General features: G+C 45.1%; 11 protein-coding genes and 1 tRNA gene. 9 read left to right on the top strand and 3 right to left on the bottom strand.

Annotated elements, in window-relative coordinates; all coding sequences use genetic code 11:
- Nucleotides 1–48 precede the first annotated feature (48 nt).
- From pyrC to V7R55_RS18125, 4 genes are read left to right on the top strand one after another with little or no spacing between them, the layout of a single operon-like run.
- Nucleotides 49–1,095: a dihydroorotase gene (pyrC, locus tag V7R55_RS18140; RefSeq protein WP_334060646.1), complete on the top strand. Its 1,047-nt coding sequence runs from the start codon at nt 49–51 to the stop codon at nt 1,093–1,095.
- A complete protein-coding gene (locus V7R55_RS18135; protein WP_334060644.1) occupies nt 1,065–2,375 on the top strand; it encodes a substrate-binding periplasmic protein in 1,311 nt (436 codons plus the stop codon). Before pyrC ends, V7R55_RS18135 begins: the two co-directional genes overlap by 31 nt.
- Entirely contained in the window at nt 2,375–3,754 is a 1,380-nt protein-coding gene (dbpA, locus tag V7R55_RS18130; protein WP_334060642.1) for an ATP-dependent RNA helicase DbpA, read from the top strand. Before V7R55_RS18135 ends, dbpA begins: the two co-directional genes overlap by 1 nt.
- Before the next feature lie 49 nt (nt 3,755–3,803).
- Nucleotides 3,804–4,202 (top strand): ACT domain-containing protein, encoded by a 399-nt coding sequence (locus V7R55_RS18125; RefSeq protein ID WP_334060640.1) that lies wholly within the window; start codon nt 3,804–3,806, stop codon nt 4,200–4,202.
- On the opposite strand, the gene V7R55_RS18120 is transcribed toward V7R55_RS18125, so the two are convergent.
- Nucleotides 4,199–4,891 carry a lysoplasmalogenase gene (locus V7R55_RS18120; RefSeq protein ID WP_334060639.1) on the bottom strand — a complete coding sequence of 231 codons (693 nt, stop codon included), beginning with the start codon at nt 4,889–4,891 and terminating at the stop codon, nt 4,199–4,201. The genes V7R55_RS18125 and V7R55_RS18120 overlap by 4 nt on opposite strands.
- 136 nt (nt 4,892–5,027) lie before the next feature.
- Nucleotides 5,028–7,094, bottom strand: a complete 2,067-nt coding sequence (locus V7R55_RS18115) for a M13 family metallopeptidase (RefSeq protein WP_334060638.1) — start codon at nt 7,092–7,094, stop codon at nt 5,028–5,030.
- Between the two features lie 258 nt (nt 7,095–7,352).
- Between V7R55_RS18115 and V7R55_RS18110 the strand changes: the two genes are divergently transcribed.
- Nucleotides 7,353–7,982: an RraA family protein gene (locus tag V7R55_RS18110; protein WP_334060637.1), complete on the top strand. Its 630-nt coding sequence runs from the start codon at nt 7,353–7,355 to the stop codon at nt 7,980–7,982.
- 5 nt (nt 7,983–7,987) lie between these two features.
- Here the strand turns inward: V7R55_RS18110 and V7R55_RS18105 are convergent, their stop codons facing one another.
- Nucleotides 7,988–10,402 (bottom strand): carbohydrate binding family 9 domain-containing protein, encoded by a 2,415-nt coding sequence (locus V7R55_RS18105; RefSeq protein ID WP_334060635.1) that lies wholly within the window; start codon nt 10,400–10,402, stop codon nt 7,988–7,990.
- Nucleotides 10,403–10,809: 407 nt separating this feature from the next.
- Here V7R55_RS18105 and V7R55_RS18100 point away from each other — a divergent pair, with 407 nt between their 5' ends.
- From V7R55_RS18100 to nusG, 4 genes are all read left to right on the top strand, one after another.
- Nucleotides 10,810–12,651 (top strand): ABC transporter ATP-binding protein, encoded by a 1,842-nt coding sequence (locus tag V7R55_RS18100; RefSeq protein ID WP_334060634.1) that lies wholly within the window; start codon nt 10,810–10,812, stop codon nt 12,649–12,651.
- A gap of 167 nt (nt 12,652–12,818) precedes the next feature.
- A tRNA-Trp gene (locus V7R55_RS18095) sits at nt 12,819–12,895 on the top strand.
- 81 nt (nt 12,896–12,976) lie between these two features.
- Complete coding sequence (gene secE / locus V7R55_RS18090; protein ID WP_014951045.1) at nt 12,977–13,354, top strand: preprotein translocase subunit SecE; 378 nt, start codon at nt 12,977–12,979, stop codon at nt 13,352–13,354.
- 4 nt (nt 13,355–13,358) lie between these two features.
- Nucleotides 13,359–13,910, top strand: a complete 552-nt coding sequence (gene nusG / locus V7R55_RS18085; protein WP_179984807.1) for a transcription termination/antitermination protein NusG — start codon at nt 13,359–13,361, stop codon at nt 13,908–13,910.
- Nucleotides 13,911–14,022 lie beyond the last annotated feature (112 nt).

The raw sequence follows: 14,022 nt of genomic DNA, 5'->3' as shown, positions 1-14,022 counted from the left end.
ATTGCGCGCATTCCCCTCTGTTTGAATAAGTACTAAGAGAGACAAGGCATGCAAACGCTCACCATTACCACGCCAGATGATTGGCACCTTCACTTTCGCGATAACGAAATGCTTGCTGAAACAGTGCCAGCAACGGCACGTTGTTTCCAGCGCGCTATTGTTATGCCGAATTTAGTACCACCAGTAGTTAATGCTGAAATGGCGATGGCATACAAAGGGCGAATTGAGGCTGCGCGACCTCAAGGCAGTAATTTTGAGCCATTAATGACTCTATTTCTGACTAACCAAACTACTGCGCAAGACATTGTCGATGCAAAGCAAGCAGGCGTAACCGCATGTAAGCTTTATCCAGCAGGTGCGACGACCAATTCGGATGCAGCGGTAAAAGGTATTCAGGCTTTGTACCCAGTATTTCAAGCCATGCAAGAACAAGGTTTACTCTTGTTAATTCACGGTGAAGTAACCGAGCATCACATTGATATTTTTGACCGTGAAAAAGTGTTCATAGACACACATCTAGGCCCCATAGTTGAAGCATTTCCTAATCTGAAAGTGGTGTTCGAACACATTACCACAGCAGATGCGGCAAGTTTCGTAGCGAACGCGAGCGAATTTGTAGGCGCCACTATTACGCCTCAACATTTATTGCTTAACCGCAACGATTTGCTTGTTGGTGGCGTACGCCCTCATAACTATTGCTTACCGGTACTTAAGCGCAACACCCATCAAAAAGCTTTACGCGATATGGTGGCAAGTGGCAACAAGAAGTTCTTTTTAGGTACTGATTCTGCACCTCATGCTAAGCATAAAAAAGAGAATGCATGCGGGTGTGCAGGTTGTTACAGCGCATGGTCTGCTATTGAGCTTTATGCTGAAGTGTTCGAACAGCTAGGTGTAATAGACAAACTTGAGGGCTTTGCGAGCCATTACGGCGCAGACTTTTATGGTTTACCGCGAAATACGACTACAATGACATTAGTGAAAGAGTCGTGGACGGTGCCAGAACAAGTAACCCTAGCTGACGGTACCGATATGGTTCCATTTTTTGCGGGGCAAACACTACAGTGGAAATTAGAAAAAGCATTTCAAGCGTAGGCTTATTTGTTATTGTTTTTACGTGTGCCCTGTGGAGCTTATCCACCTGGGCACAAGTTTTCTATTATTCTCACGCCCAAGATTTACCGAGCGCCATATCTTCTTATCAAAAGCAGAGTATTGAATCTTACTCACTCAGTATTTTAAAAAACACTTTATCTAAAAAAGACGTCAATTTTGCACCCGCTTCGAATACTGCAGGCAATAAATCTCAATTAGTAATAAACCTGATCAGAGATGAAAAAAACGAAGATAGTTATCACTGGATAACGCCGTTATTTGCTTTTGAGTGCAAAAAGAATATTCGCTGTACGCCGAATGCAGGTAGTCAGGCTACAAGAATAGCCGTGAGCTATATCGCACTTGCCAAAGGCGAAGGCTCTGCCGATATAGCAGAGCGTTTTATTGAACTCTTCGCACAGTACAAAGGTTCAGATGGTTTCGCATTACTCGCTAATGCTTTAAAAGATGAACTCAAGCCATCATTCCCCGCTACGATACTTACTTTTGGCGTACTAAGTTTAGCGGGCGAACTACATGCGAACTCTGACAACCTGTGGGTTATCGCTGACATAGTTCCACTTTTCTCAGAAAAGGGAGAGAGAGGAAAACTCAAAGGTATTGCTGCCGATTTGGTCAATGATATTTTGGATGAAATGGCACTGGAGCAGAACATTCTCTCTGCACCTTGGGCACGCATTGCAAAAGAAGCCATAACCAAATCTAATGTTTTAGTGTTTTCGGTTATTCGAACTGAGGAAAGAGAAAGCGTGTTTCACTGGGTAACCCCAGTATCAAGAAATCTTCACGGTCTTTATGGCATAAACAAGCCCAACTTCGATTCATTCACCGATGTCCCGAAAACTTATAGAGTAGGAACGTTATTGCAAGACTATCGCTACAACATTGCAATAGAACATGGCTTCAAAGTCAAAGCATATGACTCATGGCCAGCGTTAGTTGACGCACTTATCAACAACGAGATTGATACTATTTTCGGCTCTCAAGGAGCAATTGACTTTGGATGTAACCCAAATCAATTTAAATGTGAGACAATACGCCTTACAAGCAAATACGATATTTCAACGGCCTACCTAGCACTATCAAAGAAAGACACCTGTGTTTTAGTACTCGAAAAGCTAAAGTTAGCGGCGGCCGGTGTGAAAATGAGCGACAAATTTAATGAGCGGCTTTCTTCGTGGAGTGACATGGTGTCCCAAGAATATGGCATAGCTCATCATACCGAACATGGTGTAGTGCACCTTTGGAACCCAAATTAATGACAGTTGAAACAGTTAAGCATTTAGATATAAACCCTGCCATAGTTAAGGCGTTAGACTCTCAAGGTATTTACCAACTTTCTCCAATACAGGCGCAGTCGCTACCCGAAGCGCTGCAGGGTAAGGATGTCATCGGACAGGCACAAACAGGTAGCGGAAAAACGTTGTGCTTTGTTATCCCCGCCCTACAGCACATTGAAGTAAACGATTTTACCACGCAAGCCATTATGCTTTGCCCAACCCGTGAGCTTGCCGATCAAGTTGCGCAGCAGTGTCGTACCGCGGCTAAAAATATCGGCAATATTAAAGTGACCACCTTATGTGGTGGGCAGCCCATGGGGCCGCAAATACAGTCGTTAAAGCATAGCCCTCACATTATCGTAGGGACTCCTGGCCGTGTGATGGATCATGTGGAAAAACGTCGTATTGATTTAAGTAGCGTAAAACTACGTGTGCTTGATGAAGCGGACCGTATGTTAGATATGGGCTTTGAAGACGATTTACGTATTATCTTCGGACAGACGCCAACGCAAGTGCAAACACTTCTGTTTTCTGCAACGTTCACCGAGCAAATTGAGCGTGTAGCCAAGCAGTACTTGCACAACCCCGTAACCTGTAAAGTAGAAGCGCAAGAGAGCAAGCCGGCAATTACCCAGTTAGGTTATAACGTGTTGCCTCATACTCGAACCCAGGCGCTAAAAGCAGTGTTAACCGAATACCAGCCTAAAAATGCGATTGTTTTTTGTAATCGCAAAACGCAGGTAAATGAAGTCGTTGAAGAGCTTATAGAAGATGGCTTTAGCGCTAAAGGCCTTCAAGGTGACATGGAACAGCACCAAAGAACCTCTGTGCTTATGCAGTTCGCTAGCGACTCCCTTCAAGTACTGGTTGCCACCGATGTTGCCGCGCGAGGGCTGGACATTGACGATGTTGCCTGCGTGATTAATTACACAGTAAGCGAAGAACCGGAAACCCATATTCACCGCATTGGCCGTACGGCACGTGCGGGTGCTCAGGGAATGGCCGTGACGCTAGTTAGCGATGACGAAGAGCACTTTTTGCGAAAAATTGAAGTGTTACAAGAAAGCGATATTGCGCTTAAAGGCGCGCAGAGCTTACGTTTTCATAAAAACAAAATCACTCAGCCTGACTTTACCTGTATTTCATTAAGCGCCGGTAAGAACGAAAAGCTCCGTCCTGGTGATTTGGTGGGGGCACTAACCAAAGATGCGGGCATTCCTGGCGACGACTTAGGCAAAATTAAAGTGCAAAACAGCATGAGTTTTGTCGCAGTCAAAACGCGAAGCGTGAAAAAAGCCATGGCGCACTTTAGAGAAGGCAAGATTAAAGGAAAGCGTATTAGAGCCCGAAAGCTTTAATATGCACTCTTAGATCTAAGTACTGACGTTATTCAATGGAAGGTTGAGTGTGGTCGCTGAAACTGACTTGAGCGTGTTACTGAAAAATTTGAATCCTGTGGCGAGTAGTGAAAATTACGTTTTTACTACTTTGCCTGCTGACAGGTTAACCAGCACGTTAATTTCAATAGCTAAGGGTATGTTTCAGGAACGCGAGGGCACTACGCTTATTCTTCCGGTTGCGGCAGCTGAGAAAGCTAACTTGCCATTTGAAGGTTATTACCGCTGTATAACCTGTGAAGTGCATTCTAGTTTGGAAGCGGTAGGCATGACTGCCGCTATGTCCACCGCGTTAGGTAAAGCCGGAATAAGTGCTAACGTGGTAGCGGCTTACTATCACGACCATATTTTCGTGCCAGCTGAAAAAGTTGATGTGGCGATAGAAGTGCTAACGTCGCTGTCTAACTAAGCCTGCCCCTTTCCTTCCTGCCGGTGCTCTTTTTTCAAAAACGCATCAACAAGCCCCATGGTTAAGCAATATTGCGCACCATAGTAAGTTGTCATTACCCAAAAGGTAGACAGTGGAAGCGGGGTTTTGAAAACCGACTGGGCGAGAATGGCATCTGATATCACAAAAAGTAACGCACCGGTTACGATTAGCTTGGTTTGAGCCAACCACACTGCGGTTAAGCCCATCAGTGTGATTACGCTCATGTATGCCACTACAGGGTAAAAAAGCGAACTTGATGCAGGCAGAATATGAATGGCCATCACTGCCGTAAAGCTAATAATGATAAAGCTAATTAGCCATTTCACACTGGGCGAAATAATTCCGCCTGAAAGCGTTTTGAGTTTTTGGCGATTCAGGGTGGCAAAACACGCGGCATAAGATAAGTGCGCAACAAAAAAGCACGCCAAGCCGGCAATAAAACTATCCGCAAAGGGCAAGGCCAGACTAACATCTCCAGCAAGACTGAAAAGTAACGCCGTCAACACCATATATCGCGGCATGGCGCTAAGTTTTAGATAGGCGAAAACTGCCAGTACCACAATTGGCAGGGCTTTGGGTAAGAATTGCGCCACGTAGGGGGTAAGCGGCAGCGTCGTCAGGTAAGTCAACGCTAAGCTGCTAAAGACAATAGTTGTTCTTACATCCATATTTAGCCTTTTTGAAACTGCTTAGTCATACACTTCAACACGAAAAAAAAGCCCCAGTTTGATGAAGCAAACATGAGGCCTTAGCTGTTTTGTTTATGTACGCGACTCTTTATGTACTGTGATCAGAGAACACGAATTACCAAATTTTCACACGCTCTTCTGGCGGCAGATACAACGCATCGTCTTCGGTTACGTTAAACGCTTCGTAAAATTCAGGTACGTTGCGAACAGCACCGTTAGTGCGGAACTTCGTAGGAGAATGGGTATCGGTTTGTACTTGGCTGCGCAACGCTTCTTCGCGGTATTTACTCGCCCAAACCTGGCCGTAACCAATAAACACGCGCTGATCGCCAGTAAAACCGTCTAGTTCAGGGGCTTCTTCACCGTCAAGAGACAGGTGGTAAGCTTTAAGTGCGATGCTGATGCCGCCAAGGTCGCCAATGTTTTCACCTAAGGTATATTCGCCGTTTACGTGCAAGTCAGGCAGAACCTCAAACTGGTTATACTGTTCAATCAAGTTTGCAGTGCGTGCTTCAAACTCGCCGCGATCTTCGTCAGTCCACCAGTTTCGCAGAACTCCGTCACCGTCAAAGGTTGACCCTGAATCATCAAAACCATGGCCAATTTCATGACCAATTACTGCGCCAATGCCACCGTAGTTCACCGCATCTTCTGCGTTCATGTCAAAGAACGGAGGTTGAAGGATAGCCGCAGGGAATACAATTTCGTTAAGCGGCGGGTTGTAGTAAGCATTAACAGTTTGTGGTGTCATGCCCCATTCGTGAGTCCACACCGGGCCGCCTTGTTTCTTCAGCATTTCTTCATACAGCACGTCAGAAGAACGCTTAAGGTTTCCGAATAAGTCACCAGCATTAACCGTTAGGGCAGAATAGTCTCGCCACTGATCTGGGTAACCTATTTTCACGGTAAACTTAGACAGCTTGTCCAGCGCTTGTGCACGAGTTTCATCTGTCATCCAATCAAGATTTTCGATACTTTCTTTGTAAGCTAACAGCAGGTTATTAACCATTTCCATCATGCGGTCTTTCGCTTCAGGCGGGAAGTGCTGTTTCACATAAACCTTACCGATTAGCTCGCCTACATGGGCATTTGAAAGGCTTACCGCTCGACGCCATTGTGGCTGTTGCTCTTCAACACCGCGAAGCACTTTACTGTAGAAATTGAAGTTTGCTTCATCAAGCTCGGCATTTAAGCGACTGGCTGAAGCATTTAACAAGCCCCACTTAAGGAACGTTTTCCAATCTTCCAGTGAGGTTTCTGCAATAACACCATCAATGTTTTGCATGTAGTCTTTTTGCAAAATACCTAGCGAAGGAATGTCGCTAATGTCTGCTTCAGTAAGATAAGCGTCCCAGTCGAACTTAGGCATTAACGCTTTAAGTTCTTCAAGTGTCAGTTTGTTATAGTTAGCAGCAAAGTTTCGGGCCTGCTCTTTTTTCATATGTAGCTGAGCAATTTTAGTCTCAAGTGCGAACAGCATATCCGCACTTTCTTTAGGCGCGTCGAAACCCGCCAGCTCAAACATAGTTTGAATATGTTTAACGTAGGCATCACGAATGGTTTGTGATGTTTCGTCGTCCTTGAAGTAGTACTCTCGCTCAGGCAGTCCAAGACCGGCCTGCCACGTATACATTAAATATTCTTTTGGCGACTTTAGATCTGGGTATTGGGTCAGGCTAAACGGTGTACCGTAGCCATAGCGAGCAGCATAAGCAAAATACTCGGCAAGATCGGTATAGTCTTCAATAGCATCAATCTTAGACAACTCAGGTTTAAGCGGCGTAACGCCAAGTTCGTTGCGGGTTTCCATGTCCATATAGGCACGATAAAAATCCCCCACCTTCTGCTCGTCGCTTCCCGCCTTAAAATCACCTTCGGCAGAAGACTTAATAATGTCCATTACGTGGTCTTGCGCTTCATCACGAAGAATAACGAAAGAACCGTAGCTAGACTTATCTGCCGGTATTTCAAAATTATCAAACCAATTACCGTTTACGTAGCGGAAGAAATCATCACCAGGGTCTACAGACAGGTCCATATTTTCTTTAATGACACCTGAAGAAAGCTGTTGTTGAGCCTCTTCGGTAGCCGCGCTTTGTGTCTGTTGTTCTGTGGATGAATTTTGGGGGCTACAAGCCGTTAGGGCCAGCGCCACGCTTAAGCTTAAAACGCTGCGTAACATGTGGAGTTTTCCTTTTCATTCTGATGGGCAATATCTGAACTTGCCGCTTATTGTTTTAGTGCGTAGCGAAACCTGTGCATCCCTTTTAAAGAATGTTGTGGCGTATTGCGTGCACGTTTTTTACTAATTTTTAGCATGACGGGGGGGATAGAAAAAGTGTTTATAATGAAAATACACAGCTTGTAACAACTTGTAATACACAATTGGCTATAGTGGAAGCAGTGTGGATGCAGGTTATTCAGTTAAAAGGAGTGGTGTATGAAAACCAATGAAATTCCGTTTGATAGTGTTTCCCCGTGCGAGTATGCCGATGCGTTGCCCAAAGAGCAGTTTATTGACTATGCCATAAAACCTCTGTGGCCAGGTATTCCGCGGATTGCTGGGCCAGCCTTTACCGTAAAATGCGACCCAGGCGACCACCTCATGCTACATGCAGCTATTTATCGAGCGAATGCTGGCGACATTATTGTGGTTGAAGCCGATGATAAGTATGCGGTTGCTGGGGGCAATGTCTGTGCAATTGCTCAATCACGCGGTATTAAGGGGTTCGTGATTGACGGCGTTATTCGCGATATTGCAGAAACCAGAGAAAATCAATTTCCTGTGTTTGCGCGTGGTGTCGTGCCAAAACCCGGCGCAAAAAAATGTATTTCTCCACTGAACCAGCCAGTGCGTTGTGGCGGTGTTACCGTCAATGCAGGGGATATTATAGTAGCGGATGAAGAGGGGATAGCGGTTATTCCTCGTGAACAAGCGCAGCATGCTTTTGAGATCGCCAAGGCGAGAGGTGATAAAGATGCAGCAATGTCACTGAGTGAATGGCAAGCGCAGCATCAAGAAAAAGTAGAGGCTACACTCGCAAAATTAGGTTTCACTGATTTGAAATAGATGTTTTAGTAAAGCCACGCATAGCTGAACTTCATAAAAACTGCTTGCTCGGTGCGCAATAGGCCAGGGTTTTCATCATCGGCAAACGCTGAATCGCCATAGCCAATGAATAGGCGCGAAAGTGGGTTTATCATGTAAGAATACACTACTTGCGTGCCTAGGCTTCTATCTCGAGCATCTACGCGCATTAAGTAATTATCCGTATTGCGCTTGATATCGGCGTAAACCAGTGCAACGCGGATAAACTGTTCTGCACTAAACTGATAACTAAGTCGCAAGTCCGATAGGTTGGCTGTAAAGAGCATTTTATCGTTTACATCAATACGATTGTATTCATGACTCAGCGACGCTTCTAAATGCTGTCCCAAATTAAGGGTAATTGAAGGCTCTATTAACACCTGATCGCCCAACCGGTCGTTTCTTAAGTCGATTCTGTCACCAATACGGGCAAAATTTTCAAAGTAGAGGGTACGGCTTGGCTGGGCTTCAAAATAGAAGGAAAATTGTTCTTCGGTAAAGCGCGTGGTATTGCCATCTATGGCTAAACTCGCACCATTGTGGCGTAATCCAACAGTATCTCTTTTTACCCACTGAAAATTAAAATAAGACTGATAAGCAGCATTTAACTCTACTTGTGCCTGCATTTCGCGTTCAATAAGTTCACCGTCATCGTTGTGGGTAATATCCCAATCACCGCCGAACTCAAAGCGATTCCACCATGCATCTTCATTCCACCAGATATAGCCGCCGCCCAGCACACTTTTATGTCTATCTACAGTGCTTTCAAAGCCCAGGTCAGCACGAAAGTCAGCTTGAGTGCTGGTGCGGTTGGCATAAACATACCAGTCGCGAACTTCGTGACGGTAGTCAATCTTGTAGGTACTGCCCGAGAAAGTATCGCTTTTGCGCGTTCGTAGCGTGATTTCATTAATATCATCGTCGGCACTACAGTCATTACTGCAAAAATCAGAGAACAATGTTTGTGGGTATTGCGTTTGTGAGCGGAGTACTTGCAAACGTAACGTGTCGCTTGGCGTTATTTGATAACGGCTATCTAGGCCGGTAACAATGTTGTGGTAATCCTCTGAGTGACGACCCGTAATTATTGCGCCCACGGAAAGGTCATCTGAAATATCATATCGGTATCGGGCGGCTATATTGGTACTTTCTTCGTTAAGCCTTGCTACACTAGAGCCCAGATTTCCAGGCACTAAAAACGTGGTGCTTTCGTCGTTAGCAGCCAAAATACCAAAAGTATGGTTGTGTACCCGCCCAGTTAGTTTTGTGCCGATGTCAGGTGCGCCGATATTACGGGTATAAACAAGATCGTATTGAGTACTGAAAAAATCGGCGTTTTCAAGAAAGAAGGGGCGCTGTTCAGGGAAAAATAGCGCAAACGGGTTGTTGATACCGAGTTGTCCAGCGTCGGCTTCCACTTGCGAAAAGTCGGGGTTAACTGTGGCTTGCAGTAGCATGTCAGATGATATGCCCCAGTTTATATCAACACCTATTTCTTGGTTATCTTGATATTGCCAGTCTGTCGCATTTTGTGAGGGTATAGCTTCACGGTTACGGGCATAACCCGCTACCGCATAGGGCGTAATGGATAAGTTTTGACCTTGCTTTGCCGTGGCGAAGCCCTCCATATCTCCCATCTGGCATAACCCGCATGCGTTATTTCTGTCAACGGGCCTATTGGAAATTCGAAGGTTGTTCTCTCGCGGGTAGAAACGTACAAACTCTGCTCGCCATCTCTTTGGGCCATCACTATCGAGAAAGTTCATGATGCGAAAAGGCAATGCGATCTCAACGGTATAGCCGTCTTGTGTTATTTGTGCTTGTGCGTCCCAAATCGCATTCCAACTATCGCTTTCACTCAACGTCATTTGGTTTTCGATGGCATCAGACTGTATGCCACGTGGGTTAACAAAGAACTGATATGACAGACGGCTGTCGCCAAACGTATCTATTTTTATTCCAACTAAGTCGTTATCCCATACGTTGTCTCTATCTCGAAATAAGGCGCGTAATTGCGATGGGTCGTCGTCTTGCGCAGTAAACGCAATATATATGTTTTCGCCGTTTTCAAATATGCGTGCCGTTGTGAGCACGGGAGGTGTTGTATTCTCAAAAGGACGGGTAATAAAAGTAAGCGGTACTTTAGTTGCTTCTTCCCACACTGCTTCGTCGATAATGCCATCAAGTTCTACTGTGCCTGCGATGAAAGGAACAACCAGCGAATCGCCGATATGGTCATTAGACGTTTCTGTAATCGTATTTTCCGACCGCTCTGTAACGATAGTGGGAGGTGTGGAAGTTTCTGTTGCTTGAGGTTGCTCGAGTGGTGTTTCTTGTAGTGGTGTTGTAAAGGCGGCGCCAGAAAAGATACAACCCACAACGGCACAAGATACCACGACCATACGTGCGCACTTAAGCGCAGTATCGCACGGCTTTAATAAAAAATTATCCATAATAATGTTTGTGTTGTCGTTATTATTTTTTCCGCATTAAGTATGGATAAAAGCCAAGAAGACAAAAAGCAGCCTAATCGCAAATAAACGGATGCTTAACGTGTATTAAACTTTTGCTTAAGTGAAATTGCAGCCAAACGACCGGTAAACCGCAGTGAAGAAATTGCACGCAACAAACCAAGGTAACACCGACAACGCATGAACATTTAGTGTAGAATTGCGTACTTAGTAAGAGTGTATTAACCCTTGTATTAAAAAATATATCGCAACGGTAAGTACACGCTAGTCACGTCATTGCTATCTAGCATTGGCAACACGCATTAGTCATCTGTCATTGAATAACTAACGAGTTCTACATGTTTTCATTTTTTGAAAAGCTAACCCAGCCTTTCCCTGACACGCCGCCTACCCAACCGCCAACAGGTATCGTTGCCTTTTGTAAGTACTATACGAAAGGCATGTGGGGCGTGATACTTACTGTTTCCGTACTTAGTGCCATTGTGGCCATGTTAGAAGTGGCGCTGTTTGGCTTTCTAGGACAGTTGGTGGACTGGTTTTCAGAGCAAAGCCGCGAAACCTTTTTAGAAGACCAAAAGTTCACGCTGATAGGCATGGGCTTAACGGTTCTTGTCTTTATTCCTTTGTTTATTTTGCTTCGTTCACTGTTTTCTCGTCAGTCTTTGATGGGTAACTATCCTATGCGCATTAGGTGGCAGGCGCACCGCTATTTGCTTGGTCAAAGTTTAACCTTCTTCCACGATGAGTTTGCAGGACGAGTTGCTACAAAGGTAATGCAAACAGCGCTTTCTGTACGAGAAACCGTCACCAAAGTACTTGATTTGCTGGTGTACATTAGCGTTTATTTTATCTCTATGGTTGTGCTTATCTTTAGCACAGACTGGCGCTTGGCTATGCCGCTTATTGTGTGGTTTTTTGTATATATTGGTATTTTGAAAGTGCTGGTGCCAAAGCTAAAAGAAGTTTCGCAAAAGCAAGCGGACGCGCGCTCGATGATGACTGGGCGTATTGTAGATAGCTACACCAATATCACTACAGTTAAGCTGTTTTCACATAGTCGACGTGAGGCGGATTATGCAAAAGAAAGCATGGATGGCTTTCTTAAAACGGTTTACCCACAAATGCGTTTGGTGACCGTACTGGAATTTTGTGTGGAAATGGCTAATGCCATACTTATCTTTACCATTGGCGCGCTGTCTGTGTACTTGTGGATGGAAAACATCGCAAGCCCCGGTGACATCGCCATTGCTATAAGTTTGTGTCTTCGTTTAAACGGCATGTCTCACTGGGTGATGTGGGAAGTCTCTGGACTGTTTGAAAACTTAGGTACTGTGCAAGATGGCATGAACACCTTGGCGCAGCCAATTACAGTCAAAGACAAGCCTGAGGCTCGCGCTTTACAAATAAATGGCGGTGGGATTAACTTCGACAAGGTGAACTTTTCTTATTCTGGGGCCGACGACCAACCTATTGATGTGTTTAAAAAACTAGATTTGAGCATTCAGCCAGGCGAGAAAGTGGGATTAGTAGGGCGTTCTGGCGCGGGTAAATCGACCTTAGTGAATTTATTAATGCGTTTTTACGACACCCAGAGCGGTCGTATTGTCATTGATGGCCAAGATATCACTGAAGTAGACCAAGAAACCCTTCGCGCCAAAATCAGCATGGTGACGCAGGATACCTCTTTGATGCATCGTTCTGTGCGAGACAATATTTTATATGGCCGTACGGATGCGACAGAGGACGATATGATCCGCGCGGCTAAACAAGCCGAAGCTCACGACTTTATTCTGACACTCACCGATAGCTACGGAAGGACAGGGTATGATGCTCACGTAGGCGAGCGAGGCGTTAAGCTTTCAGGCGGGCAGCGTCAGCGTATTGCTATCGCGCGGGTATTACTGAAAGACGCTCCTGTGCTAGTACTAGACGAGGCGACATCCGCACTAGACTCAGAGGTTGAAGCAGCTATTCAGGCCTGCTTAGATAAAGTCATGGAAGGCAAGACTGTGCTAGCGATTGCACATCGACTGTCCACCATTGCTCAAATGGACAGATTACTAGTTTTAGATAAGGGTAACATTGTAGAGCAGGGTACACATGCTGAGCTTATTGCGAAAAATGGTATTTATGCGAAGCTTTGGTCACATCAAACGGGCGGATTTATTGGCGTTGAGTAGGTAAAGCGCGAAATAGTGTTCAATCGCAGATGGGATGGATAAACCGCTTGTATCTTGAAAGTGGTTAAGTATAATACGCGTCCCTCCCTTGCGATACCGCACTTTCCTTAGAAAAGACGCACAACTCACAAGGGCAGTGTAAGTAAATTTTGTCTTTTAGACACCACAGGGGTGTAGTTCGAATTGGTAGAACAGCGGTCTCCAAAACCGATGGTTGGGGGTTCGAGTCCCTCCACCCCTGCCAAATTTACTTAAACTAAGAATTTTTAAATTGCGCATTTAATGAGTGCGTAAAACAACGACGCTGTAGTGCTAGGATCGTAACATGAGCGAAAAGACGGAAAATCAGTCCAATGCATTGGACATGTTTAAATGGGTAGTGGTTTTTGCACTACTTGCCGGTTTAGTAACCGCTAATACAATGTACGGTGAGATCTCGGTACTATACCGTGCTATCGCTATTGTTGTGGTAGTTGGTATAGCTGGTTTTATCGCGGCAACTACCGAAAAAGGTAGCACCTTCTTGAGCTTTGCTAAAGAGTCTCGCACAGAAGTTCGCAAGGTTGTGTGGCCTACTCGCCAAGAGGCGAACCAGACTACCCTTATCGTGCTTGCAGCGACGTTAATCATGGCACTAATTTTATGGGGACTAGACGGCATCATCGTTCGTGTAGTTGGCTTTATTACTGGAATAGGAGCATAAACGTATGTCTGAAGAAGAAGCAGTAAAGAAAAGATGGTACGTAGTACAAGCCTATTCGCAATATGAGTCTCGCGTAAAGAAGACCCTGCTTGAATACATCAAAATGCACAACATGGAAGACTACTTCGGTCAGGTACTAGTACCAACAGAAGAAGTGGTAGAAATGCGTGCGGGTCAAAAGCGTAAATCTGAGCGCAAGTTCTACCCTGGTTATGTTTTGGTAGAAATGGCGATGACTGAAGAATCGTGGCACTTGGTGAAAAGCGTTCCTCGTGTACTTGGTTTCATCGGTGGTACGTCTGACCGTCCGATGCCTATCACGCAAAAAGAAGCTGATGCTATCTTAAATCGTCTTGAAGAAAACGTTGATAAGCCAAGACCAAAGACCTTGTTCGAGCCAGGCGAAGTTATTCGTGTTACCGACGGTCCATTTGCAGACTTCAACGGTGTGGTAGAAGAAGTAGACTACGAAAAGAGCCGCGTAAAAGTGTCGGTACTTATCTTCGGTCGTTCTACACCGGTAGACCTAGAATTTGGTCAGGTAGAAAAAGGCTAAGCCTTGCCTGTTTCACAGTTTTGAAAAAGCCCCTACTACATAGGGGCTTTTTTTTGCGCGTATCAAAACCAAACGCATGTGGACTGATGGCACAATAATTCGTTCCAGTAAG

This window comes from Alteromonas sp. S005 (genome assembly GCF_036864475.1).
In the GTDB taxonomy this organism is placed as follows: Bacteria; Pseudomonadota; Gammaproteobacteria; order Enterobacterales; family Alteromonadaceae; genus Alteromonas.
This window is presented reverse-complemented; position numbering and strand designations above follow the sequence as displayed.

Excerpts from the sequence above, each read along its gene's own strand:
- pyrC (WP_334060646.1), top strand. The coding sequence starts at position 49 with ATGCAAACGCTCACCATTACCACGCCAGATGATTGGCACCTTCACTTT.
- dbpA (WP_334060642.1), top strand. The coding sequence starts at position 2,375 with ATGACAGTTGAAACAGTTAAGCATTTAGATATAAACCCTGCCATAGTT.
- V7R55_RS18120 (WP_334060639.1), bottom strand. The coding sequence starts at position 4,891 with ATGGATGTAAGAACAACTATTGTCTTTAGCAGCTTAGCGTTGACTTAC.
- V7R55_RS18115 (WP_334060638.1), bottom strand. The coding sequence starts at position 7,094 with ATGTTACGCAGCGTTTTAAGCTTAAGCGTGGCGCTGGCCCTAACGGCT.
- V7R55_RS18110 (WP_334060637.1), top strand. The coding sequence starts at position 7,353 with ATGAAAACCAATGAAATTCCGTTTGATAGTGTTTCCCCGTGCGAGTAT.
- V7R55_RS18105 (WP_334060635.1), bottom strand. The coding sequence starts at position 10,402 with ATGGTCGTGGTATCTTGTGCCGTTGTGGGTTGTATCTTTTCTGGCGCC.
- V7R55_RS18100 (WP_334060634.1), top strand. The coding sequence starts at position 10,810 with ATGTTTTCATTTTTTGAAAAGCTAACCCAGCCTTTCCCTGACACGCCG.
- secE (WP_014951045.1), top strand. The coding sequence starts at position 12,977 with ATGAGCGAAAAGACGGAAAATCAGTCCAATGCATTGGACATGTTTAAA.
- nusG (WP_179984807.1), top strand. The coding sequence starts at position 13,359 with ATGTCTGAAGAAGAAGCAGTAAAGAAAAGATGGTACGTAGTACAAGCC.